General features: G+C 73.0%; 17 protein-coding genes. 5 read left to right on the forward strand and 12 right to left on the reverse strand.

Annotation, left to right across the window (positions count from 1 at the left end):
* The first annotated feature begins 18 nt into the window (after positions 1–18).
* Positions 19–1533: a CehA/McbA family metallohydrolase gene (locus IGS69_RS14715; RefSeq protein WP_190899946.1), complete on the forward strand. Its 1515-nt coding sequence runs from the start codon at positions 19–21 to the stop codon at positions 1531–1533.
* On the opposite strand, the gene IGS69_RS14720 is transcribed toward IGS69_RS14715, so the two are convergent.
* Positions 1530–2351: an endonuclease/exonuclease/phosphatase family protein gene (locus IGS69_RS14720; RefSeq protein WP_190899948.1), complete on the reverse strand. Its 822-nt coding sequence runs from the start codon at positions 2349–2351 to the stop codon at positions 1530–1532. The genes IGS69_RS14715 and IGS69_RS14720 overlap by 4 nt on opposite strands.
* Positions 2352–2450: 99 nt before the next feature.
* Here IGS69_RS14720 and IGS69_RS14725 point away from each other — a divergent pair, with 99 nt between their 5' ends.
* Positions 2451–2843, forward strand: coding sequence for a nitroreductase/quinone reductase family protein (locus IGS69_RS14725; RefSeq protein ID WP_190899950.1), 393 nt, complete (start codon positions 2451–2453; stop codon positions 2841–2843).
* A 6-nt stretch (positions 2844–2849) separates the two neighbouring features.
* On the opposite strand, the gene IGS69_RS14730 is transcribed toward IGS69_RS14725, so the two are convergent.
* The 10 genes from IGS69_RS14730 to IGS69_RS14775 form a co-directional block, all read right to left on the reverse strand.
* Positions 2850–4301, reverse strand: coding sequence for an aldehyde dehydrogenase family protein (locus IGS69_RS14730; RefSeq protein ID WP_190899952.1), 1452 nt, complete (start codon positions 4299–4301; stop codon positions 2850–2852).
* Positions 4298–6028, reverse strand: coding sequence for an N-acyl-D-amino-acid deacylase family protein (locus IGS69_RS14735; protein WP_190899954.1), 1731 nt, complete (start codon positions 6026–6028; stop codon positions 4298–4300). Before IGS69_RS14735 ends, IGS69_RS14730 begins: the two co-directional genes overlap by 4 nt.
* A gap of 88 nt (positions 6029–6116) precedes the next feature.
* Positions 6117–7235, reverse strand: coding sequence for an LLM class flavin-dependent oxidoreductase (locus IGS69_RS14740; protein WP_190899956.1), 1119 nt, complete (start codon positions 7233–7235; stop codon positions 6117–6119).
* Positions 7236–7331: 96 nt separating this feature from the next.
* Entirely contained in the window at positions 7332–8102 is a 771-nt protein-coding gene (locus IGS69_RS14745; RefSeq protein ID WP_190899958.1) for an SDR family NAD(P)-dependent oxidoreductase, read from the reverse strand.
* A 10-nt stretch (positions 8103–8112) separates the two neighbouring features.
* On the reverse strand, positions 8113–9015 hold the full coding sequence (locus IGS69_RS14750) for a TIGR03619 family F420-dependent LLM class oxidoreductase (protein WP_190899960.1): 903 nt from the start codon (positions 9013–9015) through the stop codon (positions 8113–8115).
* A 14-nt stretch (positions 9016–9029) separates the two neighbouring features.
* Positions 9030–10277 carry an amidohydrolase family protein gene (locus tag IGS69_RS14755; protein WP_190899962.1) on the reverse strand — a complete coding sequence of 416 codons (1248 nt, stop codon included), beginning with the start codon at positions 10275–10277 and terminating at the stop codon, positions 9030–9032.
* Between the two features lie 123 nt (positions 10278–10400).
* Positions 10401–11327, reverse strand: coding sequence for an endonuclease domain-containing protein (locus IGS69_RS14760; RefSeq protein WP_190899964.1), 927 nt, complete (start codon positions 11325–11327; stop codon positions 10401–10403).
* A gap of 146 nt (positions 11328–11473) precedes the next feature.
* Positions 11474–11650 carry a hypothetical protein gene (locus IGS69_RS14765; protein ID WP_190899966.1) on the reverse strand — a complete coding sequence of 59 codons (177 nt, stop codon included), beginning with the start codon at positions 11648–11650 and terminating at the stop codon, positions 11474–11476.
* Positions 11651–11868: 218 nt separating this feature from the next.
* Complete coding sequence (locus IGS69_RS14770; RefSeq protein ID WP_190899968.1) at positions 11869–14919, reverse strand: AfsR/SARP family transcriptional regulator; 3051 nt, start codon at positions 14917–14919, stop codon at positions 11869–11871.
* 320 nt (positions 14920–15239) lie between these two features.
* Positions 15240–16847: a FadD3 family acyl-CoA ligase gene (locus tag IGS69_RS14775; protein ID WP_190899970.1), complete on the reverse strand. Its 1608-nt coding sequence runs from the start codon at positions 16845–16847 to the stop codon at positions 15240–15242.
* Between the two features lie 97 nt (positions 16848–16944).
* Between IGS69_RS14775 and IGS69_RS14780 the strand changes: the two genes are divergently transcribed.
* Genes IGS69_RS14780 through IGS69_RS14790 form a run of 3 tightly spaced genes read left to right on the forward strand, consistent with a single transcriptional unit; the run spans position 16945 to position 19302 of the window.
* Complete coding sequence (locus IGS69_RS14780) at positions 16945–18105, forward strand: lipid-transfer protein (protein WP_190899972.1); 1161 nt, start codon at positions 16945–16947, stop codon at positions 18103–18105.
* 10 nt (positions 18106–18115) lie between these two features.
* Positions 18116–18529, forward strand: a complete 414-nt coding sequence (locus IGS69_RS14785; RefSeq protein WP_190899974.1) for a Zn-ribbon domain-containing OB-fold protein — start codon at positions 18116–18118, stop codon at positions 18527–18529.
* On the forward strand, positions 18526–19302 hold the full coding sequence (locus tag IGS69_RS14790) for an enoyl-CoA hydratase/isomerase family protein (protein ID WP_190899976.1): 777 nt from the start codon (positions 18526–18528) through the stop codon (positions 19300–19302). The genes IGS69_RS14785 and IGS69_RS14790 overlap by 4 nt, the downstream gene beginning before the upstream one ends.
* Before the next feature lie 59 nt (positions 19303–19361).
* On the opposite strand, the gene IGS69_RS14795 is transcribed toward IGS69_RS14790, so the two are convergent.
* The gene (locus tag IGS69_RS14795; RefSeq protein WP_190899978.1) at positions 19362–19997 is read right to left on the reverse strand and encodes a hypothetical protein; all 636 of its coding nucleotides are present in this window, start codon (positions 19995–19997) and stop codon (positions 19362–19364) included.
* Positions 19998–20127: the final 130 nt, after the last annotated feature.

Here is a 20127-nt window from a genome sequence, read left to right on the forward strand (position 1 = left end):
CACCTTGGGAGCAGCAGCATGTGCGAGGACCACCACGGCGGGCCCGGCCGGCGCGCCCTGTTCGTGACGGGAGCGGCCGCCGCCCTTACGTTGGGGAGCGTGAGCTTCGCTTCAGCGGCCGACGGGGGCCGGGAGAGCAGAACCGTGCGCGGCACGCTGCCGCCCGGCTCCCCCGACTTCGTGTACGTGCCCGTCGAGGTCCCGGCCGGTGTCCGGGAGCTCAAGGTCGCCTACACCTACGACCGGCCGTCCGTCCCGGCCGGCACCATGGGCAACGCCCTCGACATCGGCGTCTTCGACGACCGCGGCACCGAGCTCGGTGGCCGGGGCTTCCGGGGCTGGTCGGGCGGGGCGCGCACCGAGTTCTTCATCCGCGCGGACGACGCGACGCCCGGCTACATCCCCGGCCCGGTGCGCGAGGGCACCTGGCACATCGCGCTCGGCCCGTACACCGTCGCCCCGCAGGGCCTGTCGTACGAGATCACCATCACGCTGGCCTACGGGGAGCCGGGCGAGGCCGCCCGGCCGGTGTATCCGCCGGAGCGTGCGAAGGGACGGGGCCGGGCCTGGTACCGGGGCGACTGCCATCTGCACTCCTGGCACTCCGACGGCCGCCGCACCCCCGCCGAGATCGGGGAGCTGGCCCGGGCGGCCGGCCTGGACTTCATCAACTCCTCCGAGCACAACACCCACTCCGCGCACGCCCACTGGGCCGACGTGGCCGGGGACGACCTGCTCGTCATGCTGGGCGAGGAGATCACCACCCGCAACGGGCACGTCGTCGCGCTCGGCACCGACCCCGGCACCTTCGTCGACTGGCGCTACCGGGCCCGCGACAACCGCTTCGGCCGGTTCGCCCGGCAGATCCGCCGCGCCGGCGGCCTGGTCGTCCCGGCCCACCCGCACGCCACCTGCGTCGGCTGCAACTGGAAGTTCGGCTTCGGCGAGGCGGACGCGATCGAGGTGTGGAACGGCCCCTACACACCCGACGACGAGGTGGCGCTGGCCGACTGGGACAGCATGCTCGTGGCGTCCGTACGGGACGGGCGCGGCTGGCTGCCCGCGATGGGCAGCAGCGACGCCCACCGCTCCCCGGACGCCGTGGGCAGCCCCCAGACGGTCGTCCTCGCCGACGACCTGACCCGGGAGGCGATCCAGGAGGGCATCCGGGCGGGGCGGTCCTATGTCGCGGAGTCCGCGCGGGTCGCGCTGTCGCTGCGGGTGTCCGGCGGACGCGGCGAGCACGCGGGCATCGGCGAGCGGCTCACCGTCGGCCGCGACACCCCCGTCACCGTCCGCCTGGAGGTCACCGGTGCCCCGCGCTGCACCGTCCGCCTCGTCACCGACCAGGGCGTCCTGCACACCAGCGCCCCGCTGCCGGTCTCCGGCTCGGGCGTGGTCGAGTGGCGCACGACCCCGTCGTATGCGGCGTACGTACGGGCCGAACTGCGGCACGAGGCGGCCGCGGGCCCGCTCCCCGGCCCACTGGCGGCGTTCACCAACCCGGTGTTCCTGGGGCGCCGCGAGGACTAGAGCGTGTCCTCCAGGTCGGCGACGACCGCCGCGTGGTCGGAGGGCCAGACGCCGTCCACGGGGCCGTCGCAGGCCCGCCGTACGTCCCGTACGCGGCCGAGGCCGCCGGGGCCGGGCGGGCCGACGTGGATGTAGTCGATGCGTGCGCCGGGCCGCCGGGCGGGTGTCACGTGCGGGTTGGCCGCGTCCCAGGTGACACAGGGCGCGGCCGGGTCGGCGTGCTCCCAGGCGTCGATCAGGACCTGACCGGGCACGGTCGGGGCGGTCTTGCGGCCGCCGAGGAGACGGACCTCGTCGGAGTCGGGCCGGGCGTTGAGGTCGCCGGTGACGACGGGCGGGAACGGGGTGCCGCCGCGGTGCCGGGCGACGAACTCGGCGAGTGCGGCGACCTGCCGGCAGCGCACCGCCGAGGCGTGCGGGCCGGAGGTGAAGTGGGCGGTGAAGAAAGGCACTTCGTGACCGGGCGCGGCCAGACGGGCGTAGAGGGCGAGGCGGCCGTCATCCGTCTCGGCCGGGGCGGGCAGCGGCAGCACGTCCTGGTCGAGGACCGGCCATCTGCTGAGCACCGCGTTGCCGATGCCGACCGTGGGGTCCCCGATCCGCCGCTGCCAGCGCTCCGGGGCGGGCGAGGCGCCCCAGGCGCAGTGCAGGCCCAGCTCACCGGCCAGCCACTCGGCGAGGTTCTCGCCGCCGGCCGCCCACACCTCCTGCAGTCCGACGACGTCGGGCCGCAGCTCCCGCAGGGCCGTGAGGATCGCCTTCTGCCGCGTCTGCCACGGCCCGAAGCGCCACCAGAGGTTCCACGTCACGATCCGCACCCGCAGCCACCCGCTCTCCTCGATGCCGCGTGGGGGAACATTGAAGCAGGCCGCGTTGCAGAATCCGTGAGAGCTTCGTGCGAAGGAGAGCAGCAGACGATGTCCCGCCGCACCGACCTGAGGTTCCGTGCCACCACGGCTTTCCAGCGCCGCCTCAACCCGGTCCTGCGCCGGCTCCCCCTTCAGACGGTCCTGGAGACCACGGGCCGCGTCTCGGGCCTGCCGCGTCGCACACCGGTGGGCGGACGCCGCGTCGGCGGCTCCTTCTGGCTGGTGTCGGAGTTCGGCGAACGGTCGCAGTACGTGCGCAACATCAAGGCGGACCCGAGGGTGCGGGTACGGATCCGCGGCCGGTGGCACGAGGGCACCGCCCATCTGCTGCCCGAGGACGACCCGGTGGCCCGGCTGCGGAAACTGCCCCGGGTCAACAGCCTGGGCGTACGGGCCCTCGGGACGAACCTGCTGACGGTCCGGGTGGATCTCGACACCTGAGCGGCGTCACCCCGGCCAGACGATCGCCTGCACCTCGCTGTAGGCGTGCAGCGCGTAGCTGCCGACGTCGCGGCCGACGCCGCTGCGCTTGAAGCCGCCGAAGGGCGCCTCCATGTTCCGCCCGACGGTGTTGATCCCGACGCCCCCGGCCCGCAGCCGCCGCGCCACCCGGAAGGCCCGGGCGACGTCGGCCGACCAGACGTAGTCGATGAGCCCGTAGTCCGTGTCGTTGGCAAGCGCGATGCCCTCCTCCTCGTCGTCGAAGGGGACGACGGCCACCACCGGCCCGAAGATCTCCTCGCGGACCACGCGCATGTCGCTGGTGCAGTCAGCAAGGAGGGTCGGCGCGACGTAGAAGCCGCTGGGCAGGTCCGGGCGTTCGCCGCCCGCCACCACCACCGCGCCCTCCTTGCGGCCCAGTTCGACGTACGACTCCACCCGGTCCCGGTGCGCCGCCGAGATCACCGGCCCGACCACGGTGTCCCGCTCGGCCGGGTCCCCGACCTTCAGCCGCCGGGCGTACGCGGCCAGCCGCTCCACCAGCCGGTCGTGGATCCCGCGCTGCGCCAGCACCCTCGTGGGCGCCGTGCAGATCTGCCCGCTGTAGAAGGAGAAGGTGGTGCCGATCCCGGCGACGGCCGAGTCCAGGTCCGCGTCGTCGAAGACGACCGCCGCACCCTTCCCGCCCAGCTCCATCAACTGCCGTTTCATGCCCCGCCCGCACACCTCGGCGATGCGCTGCCCGACCGCCGTGGAGCCGGTGAAGCTCACCATGTCGACGTCCGGCGAGGCGACGGCGGCCTCACCGGCGTCCGTACGGGAGCCGCTGACCACGTTCACCACGCCCGGCGGCACGCCCGCCGCCTCCAGGGCCTCCGCCATCCGGTAGACCGACAGCGGGTCCTGCGGAGCCGGCTTCACCACGACCGTGTTGCCCATCGCCAGGGCGGGGGCGACCTTGCCGGCCGGGTTGGCCCAGGGGTTGTTGTACGAGGTGATACAGGTGACGACCCCGACGGGCTGCCGGACGGCCAGGGCGCCCACCACACCGGCCTTCCCCATCGGCCCGGCCTCGTTGATCTGGGGCGGGATCGCCCACTCGGCGGGCTCCACGCGCGCGTAGCGCCGGAAGCGGGCGGCGGCGACTCCGACCTGCATGGCGCGTGCGGTGCCGAGCGTCGCGCCCGTCTCCGCCCGGGCCAGTTCCGCGTACTCCGGCAGCCGGCCGGCGATGATCCCCGCCGCCCGGCCGAGCACCGCGGCCCGCTCCTCCGGGGCGGTGCGCGACCACGGCCCGAAGGCCTCGCGGGCCGCGGCACAGGCCGCGAGCACCTGATCCCGCGAGGCCTCCGGCGCCCACCCGACGGTCTGCTCGCCCGCCGGGTCGATCACCTCGTAGTGCCCGCCGTCCGGCTCCACCCAGGAGCCCCCGACGAACAGCGGCTGCCGTGCCGTCACCGCGTGCTCACCGTCTCCGTGTCCCGCCCGGAGCGCAGCACCCGGCCCGGTACGGCCCCGGTCACCACGTCGTCCCGGATGGCCTCGACCCCGTTGACCCAGACGGCCCGCACGCCGAGCGCCCGGGAGTCCAGCCGCGGGCTGTCACCCGGCAGGTCGTGCACCAGGGTGGCCGGGCCCGCGTCGATCCGCTCCGGGTCGAGCAGGACCAGGTCGGCGTGCCAGCCCTCCCTGATCTGCCCCCGCTCCCGCAGTCCGAAGAGCCGGGCCGGGTCGTCCGTCAGCATCTTCACGGCCTGCTCCAGACCGGCCAGCTTCCGCCCGCGCAGGCAGTCCCCGAGGAACCGGGTGGTGTACGGCGCCCCGCACATCCGGTCCAGATGGGCGCCCGCGTCGGACCCGCCCAGCAGCACGTCCTCGTGCTGCCAGGTCTGAGCCCGCAGCGCCCAGGAGGCAGGGTCGTTGTCGGTCGGCATCGGCCACAGCACCGTGCGCAGTCCGTCGTGGGCGCAGATCTCCACCAGGCAGGCGAAGGGCTCCTGGCCGCGCTCCTCGGCGATGTCGTTCACCACCCGCCCGGTGAGCCCGGCGTTCGCCTCGCTGTAGGTGTCGCCGATGACGTACCGCCCGAAGTTGGACAGCCGCCGGAAGACACCCGCCTCCTTGGACCGGGCCCGCCGCAGCAGCTCGGCCCGCACCCGCGGGTCGCGCAGTCTCCCGATCCGCTCGGGCACGGGCAGCGCGAGCACCGGCCCCCAGCCGGGGATGAGGTTCAGCGCGCAGAACGTGCCCAGCGACATGTTCATGGGCGTGAGGATCGGCATGGTCAGCGCCACGACCCTGCCGCCGGCCTTGCGGGCCTGCTCGCTCGCGAGCAGCTGCCGGGGCACGCGCTCGGGAACGGCCGCGTCGATCGTCAGCACGTTCCAGTTCAGCGGCCGCCCCGCCACCGCGCTCATCTCCACGAACAGATCGATCTCCGCGTCGCTGAACTGATCCAGACAGCCCGCGACGATCGCCTCGATCTGCGTGCCCTCGCACTCCCCGACGGCCCGCGACAGCGCCAGCAGTTCGGCCGGCTCGGCGTGCCGCGAGGCGACGGGCTGTCCGTCGCCGTCGGAGTGGCTGGTCGACTGGGTGGTGGACAGCCCCCACGCCCCGGCGTCCATGGCCTCCCGCAGCAACCGCACCATCGCGGCGAGCTGCTCCTGGCTCGGCTGCCCGCCCACCGCCTCCGGCCCCATCACGTACCGCCGCAGCGCACAGTGCCCCACCATGAACCCGGCGTTGACCGCGATCCGCCCCTCCAGGGCGTCCAGGTACTCCCCGAAGGAGTGCCAGTTCCACGGCGCGCCCTCCTCCAGCGCCACCAGGGCCATGCCCTCGACCCGGGACATCATCCGCCGCGTGTAGTCGGCGTCCCCGGGCCGCTCGGGGTGCAGCGGCGCCAGCGTGAACCCGCAGTTCCCGCCGGCGACGGTGGTGACCCCGTGGTTGAGCGAGGGCGTGGCGTACGGGTCCCAGAAGAGCTGGGCGTCGTAGTGGGTGTGGGGGTCGACGAAGCCGGGGGTGAGGACGAGGCCGGCGGCGTCCTCGACCGACCGCGCCTCGCCGGTGACCGTCCCTACGACGGCGATCCGACCGTCTCGGATACCGACATCGGCCCTCCGGCCGGGCGCACCAGTCCCGTCGACGACGGTCGCCCCTTTGATGACGTGATCGAGCATGACCACTCAACTCCTCGAGCTGCATGTCCCTGAGGGGCGCGGGGAACTGCGCGATCGGCCACGACGCGCCCGCACCCGCCGACAACGCTCAGCCAATCCCCCGGAACCGCGAAGTCCGATGAACAGGATCCGTATCGATCTTGGGAATCACGTACTCCCCGACCAGCCGGATCGTCTGCAGCGTCTCCTCCTTCGGCACCCCCACCGGCAACCCGAAACTCAACTGGTCCGCCCCGGCCCGCTCCCACCGCTCGCACTGCCGCAGCACCTCGTCCGGATCGCCGCAGATCAGCAGCTCCTCCTCGATGAGCACCTCCACGAACTCCTCGGTGTACTCCGGCAGCGTCTCCGGCCACACCGGGAACCCCTCGGGCCGCGGGAACGTGTCGTGGTACCGGAACACCAGCGAGGGCAGATAGTGCAGCCCCCCGCTCGCCGCGATCCGCACCGCCTCCGCATGGGTCGGCGCGCAGATCGCCGTGGTCGTCACCATCACGTTGTCGTTCACGAACGCCCCGACCGGCTCCGCGTCCACGATCGCCGTCTTGTACTGCTCCAGCACCCACTCCATGTCGGAGACCTTCTGCACGCTGAAGCCGAGCACGCCGAGCCCCTTCTTCGCGGCCATGGCGTACGAGGGCGGCGACCCGGCCGCATACCACATCGCCGGGTGCGCCCCGCCGTACGGCTTCGGCAGCACCTTGCGCGGCGGCAGCGACCAGTGCTTGCCCTGGAAGCCCTGGTACTCGTCCTGGAGCCACATCCTGGGGAACTCGGCGATGGTCTCCTCCCAGAGCTCCTTGGTGTGGTTCATGTCGGTCACCCCCGGCATGAACCCGAGGATCTCGTGCGATCCGGCGCCCCGCCCGCTGCCGAACTCGAAGCGGTTGCCGCTGAGGTGGTCGAGCATCGCCACCTTCTCGGCGACCTTCACCGGGTGGTTGACCGGGGCCAGCGGGTTGAAGATGCCGGAGCCCAGGTGGATCCGCTCGGTGGCGTGGGCGAGGTAGCCGAGGAAGACGTCGTTGGCGGACAGGTGCGAGTACTCGTCCAGGAAGTGGTGCTCGGAGGCCCAGGCGTACTTGAAGCCGGACTTGTCCGCCTGGATGACGTACTCGGTCTCCTCCATCAGCGCCTTGTGCTCGGCGAGCGGGTCGGTCTCGGCCCGCTTGCCGACGTATCCCTGAACGAAGATGCCGAATTCCAAGGAGGTTCACCGCCCCTGTATTTCTCTGACGCATCGTCAGATTCGTGAGTCTGACTGTTCCACCGGCCTCCGGGAGCGTCAACACCTGACGGAACGTCAGATGACGCTGACCCCGGCCAGCCACCCGCCGTCGATCACGAACGGCTGCCCCGTGATGTACGAGGAGTCCTGCGAGGTCAGGAACAGCGCGAGCCTGGCCACCTCCTCGGGCCGCCCGGCCCTGCCCAGCGGCACCAGCTTGCGGTACAGCCGGTCGAGGCCCTTCGCCGTCTGCTCCGGGTCGGCGTCCGGGTCCGGGCTCGCCGGGTTGGACATCGCCGTGTCGACGGCCCCGGGGCAGACGGCGTTGACCCGTATCCCGCGCCCGGCCAGCTCCAGGGCGGCGACCCGGGTCAGCCCCACCACCGCGTGCTTGGACGCCGCGTAGGCACCCACCGCGGCCATCCCGGTCAGGCCCGTGCAGGAGGAGGTGTTGACGATCGTGCCCCCGTCGGACATCTCCGGTGCGACCGCCTTGATGCCCAGGAAGCAGCCCACCTGATTGACCCGAACGACCTGCATGAACTCGTCGACGGGGGTGTCGAGGAGGGAGTTGAAGCGCAGGATGCCGGCGTTGTTGACCAGCCCGTCGAGCTGGCCGTACGCGTCCTTGGTCGCCGTGACGGCGGCCCGCCAGTCCTCCTCCCGGCCCACGTCGAGATGGACGTACCGCGCGCCGATCTCCTTCGCGAGGGCCTCGCCCCGGTCGTCGAGGACGTCCGCGACGACCACCCGGGCGCCCTCGGCCGCGAAGAGCCGGGCCTCCTGCTCGCCCTGGCCGCGTGCGGCGCCGGTGACGATGACGACCCGTCCGTCGAGCTTGCCCATGGGGGTCTCCTCACAGCTCGGGGGCGACCTCGGCGCCGAACGCCGCGATCTGGTCGATGAGTTCGCCACGGCTCCGGCTGCGGAACCGCACCTGGACCTGGTGCACGCCCATCGCCCGGTACGCCCGCAGCGACTCGGCGAGCTCCCGCGGCCCCCCGGTGAGGGTCCGGCGCCCCACCTCCCACCGGGGCGTGCCGACGTACAGCGGTTCGACGATCGCGCCCACGGTGAACGGGCCCTCGACACCGGCCCGTTCGCGCAGCTCCCTGATCCGGGCGATCTGCGCCGGCAGCCGGTCCCTCGGGTCCCCTTGCGGCAGCCAGCCGTCGCCCTTGAGCGCGGCTCGTCGTACGGCGGGGGGTGAGGAGCCGCCGACCCAGACGGGGACCCGGTCCTGTGCCGGCCGGGGCCGCTGCCCGAGCCCCTCGAAGGCGTACAGCTTGCCGTGGTGCTCGGGGAACTCGTCGGGCCCGAGGGCGGCACGCAGGGCGTCGAGACACTCGTCGAGCACGGGCCCGCGCTGCCGGAAGTCCACGCCCAGGGCCTCGAACTCCTCCTTGACATGCCCGGCGCCGACCCCGAGGATCAGCCGGCCTGCGCTGAGGTGGTCGAGGGTGGCGTACTGCTTGGCGGTGAGCAGGGGGTGCCGCAGCCCGACGATCGCGACATGGCTGAGCAGCCTGACGTGTTCGGTGGCGGCGGCGAGGAAGGCGAGGGTGGCGACGGGGTCGTACCAGACGGTGCTCATCGAGGCGGCGAGGCGACGCGGGATGGCGACGTGGTCGCAGCCGGCCAGGTAGTCGAACCCGGCCCGGTCGGCGGCGCGGGCGATCTCCAGCAGGTCCTCCGGCCCGGCCTCCGCCTCCCAGCCCTCGGCGTAGAGGGTGCTCTGCGACTGGACGGGAAGCTGCATCCCGTACCGCAGGCTCACCGCGCACCACCGGCGCTGCCCGGCCACAGCCCCTCGTCCGTCAGCCCCAGCAGGTCGATGGCGTTCCCCCGCACGATCCGCTCCACCACGTCGGGCTCCAGGTGCCCCATCTGCGCCTCGCCGACCTCGCGGGACTTGGGCCAGGTGGAGTCGGAGTGGGGGTAGTCGGTCTCGTAGAGGACATTGCCGACGCCGATGGAGTCGAGGTTGCGCAGTCCGAAGGCGTCGTCGAAGAAGCAGCCGTGGACGTGCTCGGCGAAGAGCTCGGACGGCGGCCGGTGCACCTTGTCGGCGACGCCGCCCCAGCCTCGGTTCTCCTCCCACACCACGTCGGCACGCTCCAGGATGTAGGGGATCCAGCCGATCTGCCCCTCGGCGTACATGACCTTGAGGTTCGGGAACTGCTCGAACTTGCCGCTCATCAGCCAGTCGACCATGGAGAAGCAGCAGTTGGCGTAGGTGATGGTGGAGCCGACGGCGGGCGGGGCGTCGGCGGAGGTGGACGGCATGCGGCTGCTGGAGCCGATGTGCATGGCGACGACGGTCCCGGTCTCGTCGCACGCCTGAAGGAACGGGTCCCAGCCGTCGGTGTGGATGGACGGCAGTCCGAGGAACGGCGGTATCTCGGAGAAGGCGACGGCACGCACCCCGCGGGCGGCGTTGCGCCGGACCTCGGCCGCCGCCAGCTCGGCGTCCCAGAGGGGGATGAGGGGCAAAGGTATGAGCCTCCCGTGCGCGTCCGGGCCGCACCACTCCTCCACCATCCAGTCGTTGTAGGCGCGCACGCACAGCAGGCCCAGTTCGTGGTCCTCGGCCTCGGTGAAGGTCTGGCCGCAGAAGCGCGGGAAGGTCGGGAAGCACAGGGCGGACTGGACGTGGTTGACGTCCATGTCGGCGAGGCGGGAGGTGACGTCGTAGGACCCTGGCCGCATCTGCTCGTAGGTGATGACCTCGAGCCTGATCTCGTCCCTGTCGTACCCCACGGCGGTGTCGAGCCGGGTCAGGGGCCGCCGCAGCCCCTCGTAGACCCACCAGTCCCCGACCGGCCCGTCGTCCCCGGGCTCCCCCATCACCGGCCTGAAGCGGCCCCCGAGGAACGTCATTTCCTTCACGGGGGCCCGGACGACGCGCGGTCCGGCTTCCCGGTACTTCCCCGGAAGCCGGTCCCGCCAGACGCTCGCGGGCTCCACGGTGTGGTCGTCCACGGAGATGATCAGCGGAAAGGTGCTGTCGTGGGTGTCCATGCCGCTCACGGTAGCGCTGATCTGACGGGGCGTCAGCTATGTGGTACTGGAGCGCTTGGGCTCCGGCCACCTCCCCGCACCCGGGCACGCCCGCGCGAATCCCGCCCATCCGCTCCACTCCCGTCACCCCGAGGCGAGCAGCGCCGCGCGGATCTCCGAGATCATCCGGTCGGGGTGGTGGAAGACGTCCTGGGCGGTGAAGCGCAGCAGGCTGCGCACCTCGGGGCACTGGAGGACCTGGTTGAAACGGGAGATGTCCCGACGGTGCGCCTCGCGGGTGCCGTGGTAGGCGTAGCCCTCGATCTCGACCGCCAGCCCCTCGCGCCGGAAGAGGAAGTCGAGGACGACACGGCGGCCGGCCGGGGTGAACAGTTCCACCTGGCTCTCGGGACGGAGAGCGGCGTCGGTCATGCGCAGGCGGGCGATGGTCTCCGCCGGCGAACCGGCCCGGGGGTCGCACAACCCGAGCCGGCGGCGGGCTCTCGCCGCCCCCTGCCCGGGGAGAGCCAGAGCGGCCCCGACGGTGTCCAGCGAGGTGAGCGGCGCCCTGCGCACATGGCCGACTCTCCGGTGGCTCACCCCTGACTCCAGGGCCACGAGCGCGTCGTCCCTCGGCAGGGAACGCAGGAGGTCGGCGAGGGTCCGTGCCGGGCTCGTGAGCCGCAGACCGTAGCGCAGCGCCGTGTCCCCGGCGTCGAGGTGAGCCCGGCGCACCCGCACGCCCCGGGCCTTGCCACGGAAGGTCAGTGCGGGGTCGATGAAGTCCAGGGGCACCTCGGTGGCCGGAGCAAGGGTCTCGATCCGCCACAGGGCGGCAGCGCAGCGGTGACTCACGACGAGTCGTGGATTGAGGAGCTGCACGGCCCGGAGCCGCACGGGCAGGCCCGCGTCCCGGCCCGGTTCCGCCCAGGCGCCCGCCTGCAGCCGGCCCCAGCCCTCAGCCCGCAGAGCACGCGTGAGACCCCGCGCGGGCCAGCCGCACTCCAGGGCACGGCAGGTGAGCAGCACGCCCCCTTCTGCCAGCTCCCGCAGCGGCCTTCGTTCCCCCATGCCCTCAAGATCGCAGAATCCCGCCGGCCGCCTCCGCCCCCTGTGGATAACCCTCCGGGCCGACGGAATGTCCTGGTTCCGGACACACCTCGGCCGCGACGGCTCCCCCTCCGCGCCGCCGCGGCCGAACCCCGTGCAACGGTGGCTTACTTCGTCGGCTTGAAAGGCTCCGACGTGGCGTGCAGGTCCTTCGTCTCCAGCGGCTCGTCCGTGGCGTGCAGGTCCTGCTTCTTGACGGCGTCCTTGTCCGTGGCGTGCAGGTCCTCGGTGCCGAGCGGCTCGTCCGTGGCGTGCAGGTCCTGAGGCTTGAGCTCGTCGCCCATGATCGTCAACTCCCCTTGGCATGGATCAAGCAGTGAGGTCGGCGGGCCCGCCCGGTCACTCCCCCGAGGGTGGCCGGGCGGGCCCACCCGGGCCGCTCACCCCGGACAACCGGAGCGAGGCCCGTGCGGTGACCCGTCTGCCCCCCGACGCGACGGATCGACTGCGTCCATCATGGCGTGGGGGGATAAACGAACGATGAACGCCCCGACCCGTCGCCTCAGGCCGCCTGCACCGGGGACAGCAGCGCCCGCACCTCGGCGGCCTCCGGCGAGCCCAACTCCTCGTAGATTCCGGCCGCTTCCTGCCAGCAGACCTGGGCCCGGCCGGTCTGGCCGATGCCGCTCAGCGCGCGTCCGAGGACCGTGAGGACGTTGCCCCGCCGCCACTCCCCGCCGATCCCGCGCAGGACCGTGAGGGCCATCTCGGCGTTGGCGGCGGCCCGCGCAGCACGCCGGGCGGCGAGATCCACCTCCGCCAGCCGGAACAGACTCATGCCCTCCCAGAGGCGCTGCCGGCTGTCCCGGAACACCTCCAGCGCCTCCTGGAGCCGGTCGGCGGCGCTGCTCAGCTCCCCGCTCTGGGTGAGGGCGAGCCCGAGGGCGTAGCGGGCGTTCGCCCCGCGCAGGGCGTTGCCCATGGCGTCGTAGATGTCGATGCCCTCCTGGGCCAGCGCGACCGCGCTCTGGGTGCGCCCGGTGGCGAGATGGATCCGGGAGAGGTTGCAGAGCGCGGCGGCCACACCGGGGCGGTCGCCCAGGGCCCGGAAGTGCTCGATGGCCCGGGACAGGTGCTCCTCGCCGTCCGCGTGGCGGTTCTGGTAGAGCGCGATGATGCCGCGCGCGTTGCGCGCCCAGCAGACGGGGAGCAGGTCGTCGGACTCCTGCGCGAGGAGGATGGCCCGTTCCGCCTCCTCCTCGGCCCGTTCGAAACGGCCGCTCACGTGATGGACGTTGACGAGCGTCATCAGCGCCCGGGCCTCCGCGCGGCCGAGCCCGTGCGACCGGGCCGCGCCGACGAGCGCCTGGGCGGTCGCCTCGTACTCCTTGGAGTTGGCCCCCGACTCGGAGAGGTCGTGCGCCGCCCACAGCATGTCGATCGCCCGCGGGAGGGTCTCCGGCCGCCCCGCGGCCTGCCGTACGCAGGCGAGGAGGCAGATGGCCTCCGCGTACAGCCAGTCCTGCGCCGCGTGCCGGTTGTCGAACCGCAGCCCCGGGTACGACGTGGGCTCCAGATGGTCCACCAGCCGGTCCCCGGGCCGCTCGATCGCGTACACCCCGGCCGCGGACGCCAGGTAGAAGTCCAGCAGCCGGGACAGCGCCGAGCTGCGTTCGCTCGGGGGGAGTTCGTCTCTTTCCGCGCAGGCACGCGCGTAGAGCCGCACCAGGTCGTGGAAGCGGTAGCGGCCGGGGGCCGCCGATTCCAGGAGGGAGGTGTCCACGAGGGACTCCAGCAGGTCCTCCGTGTCCTCCACCGGCAGGTCGAGGACCGCCGCCGCGGCGGCCAGGGAGATGTCGGGGCCGTCCGCCAGGCCCAGCAGGCGGAACGCGCGGGCCTGGGCGGGTTCCAGCTGGCCGTAGCCGAGCTCGAAGGTGGCCTTGACGGCCAGGTCGCCGGCCTGGAGCTCGTCCAAACGGCGGCGCTCGTCGGCGAGCTTCGCCGCGAGGACGGACACCGTCCAGGTGCGGCGGGCCGCCAGGCGGGACGCCGCAATGCGGATCGCCAGCGGCAGGAAACCGCAGGCCGCGACCACATCGAGCGCGGCCTTCCGCTCGGACGCCACCCGCTCCTCGCCCACGATCTTCGTGAACAGCGCCAGCGCCTCGTCCGGGGACATCACGTCCAGGTCGACCAGATGGGCACCCGCCAGGTCCAGCATCCGCACCCGGGAGGTGACCAGCGCGGCGCAGCCGTCCGTGCCCGGGAGCAGGGGACGCACCTGGGCGGCGTCCCGGGCGTTGTCCAGCAGGACCAGCACCCGGCGCCCGGCGAGGACCGAGCGGTAGAGGGCCGCGCGTTCCTCCAGGGAGTCGGGGATGGCCGAGTCGGCCGTGCCTAGGGCGCGCAGGAAGGAGCCCAGAACCGTCTCCGGCTCCGCCGCCCGGGCGCCCGCGCCCTGGAGGTCGACGTACAGCTGCCCGTCCGGGAAGGCGGCGCGCGCCTGGTGCGCCACGTGCACCGCCAGGGTCGTCTTGCCGACGCCGCCGATGCCGGCCAGGGCCGAGACCGCCATGACCCGGCCCTCGGTGGAGGCCAGGATGTCGCCGAGCTCCCGTACGAAACCGGAGCGGCCGGTGAAGTCCGGGACGGTCGCGGGCAGTTGTGCCGGGCGGACGGGGACGGCGGCCGGCTCGGGCGCCGGGGAGGAAGGCTTGGCAAGCCCGGGGTCCGCCCGGAGGATCCGCTGCTGCAGCTCACTCAGGCCGGGGCGCGGGTCCACGCCCAGTTCGTCGGCGAGCAGGCGGCGGGTGTCGGCGTAGACGGCCAGTGCCTCGGCCTGGCGTCCGCTGCGGTAGAGCGCCAGCATCAGCAGCTCCCGGAGCCGCTCCCGGAGGGGATGGGCCGCGGTGAGGGCCGTGAGCTCCGAGACGGCCTCGGCGTGGCGGCCCTGCTCCAGGTCCATGTCCAGGCGCGATTCGACGAGCTGGAGCCGCCACTCCTCCAGCCGGACGCGCTGGGCCTGCGCGTACGGGCCCGGCACTCCGGCCAGGGTCTCCCCGTCCCACAGGGCGAGGGCACGGCGCAGGGTCTCGCGGGCGTGGGCGAGGTCGCCCGCGGAGCGGGCCTTCTCCGCCCCGGTCGCCAGGTCCTGGGCGACGGTGAGGTCCAGGGCGTCCTCGGCGAGGTCGCGGACCGCGTAGCCGCCGGACTCGCTGACCAGGACGGGGGTGGGCGCGGTGCCGTGGGACCGGCGGGCCTCGCCGCCCGGGTCCAGCACCTTGCGCAGGCGGGAGGCGTACGTCCGTACCGCCGCCAGCGCCTGCGAGGGCGGTTCCTCGCCCCACAGGGCGTCGATGAGCTCCGCCGCCGTGGCGGTGCGGCCCTCGCGCAGCAGCAGGGCGGCGAGCAGGGCGCGTTGCTGGGGGGACCCGGTGGTGACCGGTTCGTCACCGCGCCAGGCGCGCACGGGCCCGAGCACACTGAAGCGCAGAGCGGCGGGCTCCGCCGGCCGCTCCGCCTCGGTCGTCGCCGCCGGCTCCGACGCCGTCGGCGTGGAGTCGAGGCGCCGCTGCTCCGGTACGCGCGGCACACCGTCCGGTACACCGTCCATGCAGTCCCCCTAGACATCCTGAGCAACCACGCCAGTTTGCCTTGTTGGCGGCGGATACGTCAGCCGTGGGAGACACCGATCACAGGGCGGCACACGGGAGTCCACCAGGTCTGCACACTCTCTCCGCACCTGGTTGGCCAGCGGCCGCTTGGGAAAGGGAAGTTGGAGCGTTCGGGCTCACCGGCGAAGCTCTGGACCAGGTCAGGAAGCGAGAGGGCCGCCCAACTGCTCCAGTCGCCTCCTGGTGTCGCCGTGGTGAGGTCGGACGGGGCGGTGTGGGTCTCCGGTCCCGAGTGTCACCGGCACCCCTGCCCTGCCGGTCAGCCGGTGACCCGGGCCCGCAGGGCGCCCTTCACCACCTTCCCGCTCGCATTGCGCGGCAGCTCGGCGACGAACTCCACCGTTCTCGGGACCTTGTAGTTCGCCATCTCCCTGCGGGACCAGGCGATCAGGTCGTCGGCGGTCAGCAGGGCGCCGGGGCGTCGTACGACGTAGGCCCGGCCGACCTCGCCGAGCCGGGCGTCCGGTACGCCGATCACCGCCACGTCGGCCACGTCCGGGTGCAGGCCCAGGAGCTGCTCTATCTCCGCGGGGTAGGCGTTGAAGCCGCCGACGATGAACATGTCCTTGAGGCGGTCGGTGATGCGCAGGTTGCCCGCCGCGTCCAGGACGCCGATGTCACCGGTGCGCAGCCAGCCGTCGGGGGTCAGCACCTCGGCGGTGGCCTGCTCGTCCTCGTAGTAGCCGGACATGACGGTGAAGCCGCGTACCAGGACCTCGCCGGGCACGCCGGGTTCCACGGACCGGCCCTCGGGGTCCACGACCCGGATCCGGGTGCCGGGGACGGCGCGGCCCGACGTGGAGGCGATGACCGTCGAGTCGTCGCCGCGCCGGCACATCGTGACGATGCCGCTCGCCTCGGAGAGGCCGTAGGCCGTCAGGACCGTGCCGATGCCGAGTTCGGTGCGCAGGCGCTCGACCAGGCGCAGCGGCACCACCGCCGCTCCCGTCACGACCAGGCGGAGGGCCGAGAGGTCGTGGGTGTCGCGTGCGGGGTGGTCAAGGAGGGACTGCAGGAGGGTCGGGGGGCCGGGGAGTACGGAGACCCGCTCGGCGGCGATGTTGGCCAGGACCGTGTTCACGCCGGACACCGGCTGGGGGATCATCGTGGCGCCCCGCATGAGGCAGGCGATCACCCCGGCCTTGTAGCCGAAGGTGTGGAAGAAGGGGTTGACGATCAGATAGCGGTCGCCCCGGGTGAGGCCCGCGAGGTCGCCCCAGATGTCGTAGGCACGCAGCGTCTGGTCGTGGGTGATGACCGCGCCCTTGGGGCGGCCGGTCGTGCCCGAGGTGAAGATGATGTCCGAGGGCCAGGAGCCCTGTACGGCCGCGGACCGGTCGCGTACGTCCGCCGTTCCCACGCCCTCTCCTCCGGCCAGGAAGTCCTTCCAGGTCAGGAAGCCGGCCGGGGCGTCCTCCGAGAGGACGACCGCGTGCTTCAGGGCGGGCAGGCCGGGCAGGGGGCCGGTGCCCGGGCCGTCGCCTGCGGCCCTGCGCAGGGACGCCACGTACGACGTGCCGAGGAACGTGCCCGTCACGAACAGCAGTCGGGCGCCGCTGCGGCGCAGCACGTCCGCGGCTTCGGCGCCCTTGAACCGGGTGTTCAGCGGCACGAGCACGGCGCCCGCCGACACCGCGCCCAGGGCCGCGACGATCCAGTCGAGGGAGTTGGGGGCCCAGATGGCGACCCGGTCGCCCGGTTCGGCGCCGGTGGCCAGGCAGGCAGCCGCGGCGCGCTCCACGCGTGCGCCGAGTTCCGCGTAGGTGACGCGGGTGCGGCCCTCGACGACCGCCTCGACGTCCGCATAGCGCTCGGCCGCCGTCGTGACCAGGTCCGGAACGCTTTCCCATGCCGTATTCGCCCGCACCGTACGCCTCCCCGCACCCTAGGAGCTGACTATCCGTCAGATTATCTGTAATCTGACGGGCTGTCAGCGACCGTTCCGGCCCGGAGGTGCGCGCAGCATGGCAGCAGGATCGGGCGGCCTCAAGGACGCCACCGCTCTCGTCGGCATAGGCCAGACGCCCTTCGCCAAGCGGCTCCCGGAGGACGAACGCACCCTGGCCTGCCGGGCCGTCCTGGCCGCTCTCGACGACGCCGGGATCACGCCCGGCGAGGTCGACGCCCTCGCCTCCTACACCATGGAGGAGACGGACGAGGTGGAGCTGGCGAAGGCCTGCGGCTTCGGCGACCTCACCTTCTTCAGCAAGGTCGGCTTCGGCGGCGGGGGTTCATGCGCCACCGTCGCCCATCTCGCCGCCGCCATCACGGCCGGGCAGGCGAGCGTCGGGGTCGCCTGGCGGTCCCGGAAGAGGGGCAGCGGCCCCCGGCCCTGGACCGACACCACCGTCCAGCTCCCGACCCCGGCCCAGTGGACCCGCCCGTACGGGCTGCTCAGGCCCGCCGACGAGATCGCGATGCTCACCCGCCGCTACCTGCACGAGTACGGCGCCACCCGCGACCACCTCTTCAACGTCGCCCTCGCCTGCCGCAACCGGGCCAACCAGAACCCCGCCGCGATCATGTACGACCGCCCCCTGACCCGCGAGATGTACATGGCCTCCCGCTGGATCAGCGAGCCGCTGTGCCTGTTCGACAACTGCCTGGAGACGGACGGGGCGCTGGCCTGTGTGGTCGTCTCCGCCGAGCGCGCCCGCGACTGCCGCCGCACACCCGTCTACGTCCACTCCGTCGCCCAGTCGCTGCCCGCCCAGCACCACGGCATGGTCAACTACTGGAACGACGACCCCCTCACCGGCCCCGCCTGGAGCGCCGCCCGGCATCTGTGGAAGCACTCCGACCTGGCCCCCGAGGACGTCGACGTCGCCCAGATCTACGACGCCTTCACGCCCCTGGTCCTGCTCTCCCTGGAGGGCTACGGCTTCTGCGGGCGCGGTGAGGGCGGGGCGTTCACCGAGGGCGGGGCGCTGGAGACCGGCGGGCTGCTGCCGGTGAACACCGGCGGGGGCGGGCTGTCCGAGGCCTATGTGCACGGCTTCAACCTGATCAACGAGGGGGTCAGACAGCTGCGCGGGACCAGTACCGCGCAGGTGCCGGGCGCCTCCGCCTGTCTGGTCACGGCCGGGGAAGGGGTCCCGACCTCCGCCCTGCTGCTGAGGAGTTGAGGAGCCGCTCATGCTGCGTCCCGTGCCCGACACCGACGGCGCCCCCTTCTGGGAGTACGCCGCCCAGGGTGAACTGCGCGTCCAGGCCTGCGCCGCGTGCGGAGAGCTCCGCTTCCCGCCCCGGCCCTGCTGCCCGCACTGCCAGTCCTTCGAGAGCGCGTGGCGTCCGATGTCCGGCCGGGGCCGGGTCTGGTCGTACGTCGTCGCCCATCCGCCGCTGCTGCCCGACTACGCGGCGCGGGCGCCGTACGACGTGGTCGTCGTCGAGCTGGCCGAGGCGCCTCGCATCCGGCTGGTGGGGAACCTGGTCGGGGGGGCCGGGGAGCCGCTCGGCTCCCTGCCGCCGGAGAGCGTGCGCATCGGGGCCCGGGTGCAGGCCGTCTTCCACGACGGCCTCGTCCAGTGGGTTCCGGAGCGGCCATGAGGAGCGTCCTCGTGCGGGCCGACCGGGACAGCGGGGTCGCCGTGGTGACGCTCAACCGGCCCGAGCGGCTCAACGCCGTCGACCTCGCCATGGCCGGCGAACTGGCCTCAACCTGGCACGAGTTGCGGTTCGGCGACGCCGTGCGCGCGATCGTCCTCACCGGGGCCGGTGAGCGGGCCTTCTGCACCGGCATCGACCGGGACGCCGTCGTGCCGCAGCCGGACTCGCCGTACGCGCAGGACGATCCGCTGCTCGGCATCGGCCCCAAGGCGAACGACCTGTGGAAACCGGTCGTCGCCGCGGTGCGCGGCATGGCCTGCGGGGGCGCCTTCTACCTGCTGGGCGAGGCCGAGTTCCTCGTCGCGGACACCACCGCCACCTTCTTCGACCCGCACACCACCTACGGCATGGTCAGCGCCTACGAGTCGGTGCTGATGGCGCAGCGCATGCCGTACGGGGAGGTCGCGCGGATGGCGTTGATGGGGACGGCGGAACGGATCTCGGCCCGGCGGGCCTACGAGGTCGGGCTGGTGTCGGAACTCGTGGCGGAGGGCGAGGCGTTGAGGGCGGCGGTCTCGTGCGCCGCGGTTCTCGCCGGGTATCCGACCGAGGCCGTCCAGGGCACCGTACGGGCGCTGTGGGCGGCGAGCGAGGCGGGGCGCTCGCAGGGGGTCGCGCAGGCGCCGCACCTCATCGCACTCGGGAACGCGACGGGCGAGCGGCAGGCCCGGTTGTTCGGGGAGCGGTCGCGGGAGTACCGGTTGCGCGACTGACTTCCTGACGGAGCCGCGGGGCCGACGCCTCGCGGGTCCGGCGCCCGCCGCGGGTCCCGTCAGTCGTCGACGAGGGCCTGGCGGTCGGCCTCGCAGTGGTCGACCGAGGCCACCAGGCCCGAGCCGCCCACCCGGACGTCGACGGTGGCCCTGCCGTTCGCGGGGACCGTGACGTCCCCGTACCGGCTGACGACGGTGATGCCCCGGTCGTCCTCGAAGGTGACCGAGACGGAGAAGCCGGCCTTGCGGCCGTTGGGGTTGCTCACCTCGACGGTCGCGTACGGCCGGGCGGAGGTCGCACAGCTCACCAGCCGCGCCGTGCCGTCCTCCAGCTCCTTGCGGCTGCCGGAGCCGGAGGAGGACGTCGGTGTGGAGCCGTAGCCCGGCCTTCGGGTGTAGGAGCCGCCGCCGGTGCTGCTGCCACTGCCACTGCTACTGCTTCCGTAGTCATCGTCGTCGGAGCCGTAGGACCCGCCGCTCGATCCGCCGCTCGATCCGCCGGAGCCGTACGCGCCGCCGCTCGACGAGGACGAGCTCGAACTGTCGTGGTCCTGGCTGGAACTGCTGCACCCGCCGCCTCCGCCGCCGTGACCGTGGCTGCCGCCGCGGCCCCGGCCGGAGGAGAATCCGGTCAGTGCCAGTACCACCAGGACCAGCACCGCCGTGAACCTGACCTTGCGCCCCCGTGTCTGCATGACGGAGAGCCTAGTGATCAGCTGTCACGGTCATGTCACCGCGTGGCGACCGGTGCGTGCCCGGCGTAGCGTCGGGGGTGGAAGCGGTGAACCGCTTCCCGACAAGCGACGGCCGCCGTCCGCAACCCCT

Origin of the sequence: Streptomyces tuirus (genome assembly GCF_014701095.1) — a bacterium.
GTDB lineage: Bacteria > Actinomycetota > Actinomycetes > Streptomycetales > Streptomycetaceae > Streptomyces > Streptomyces tuirus.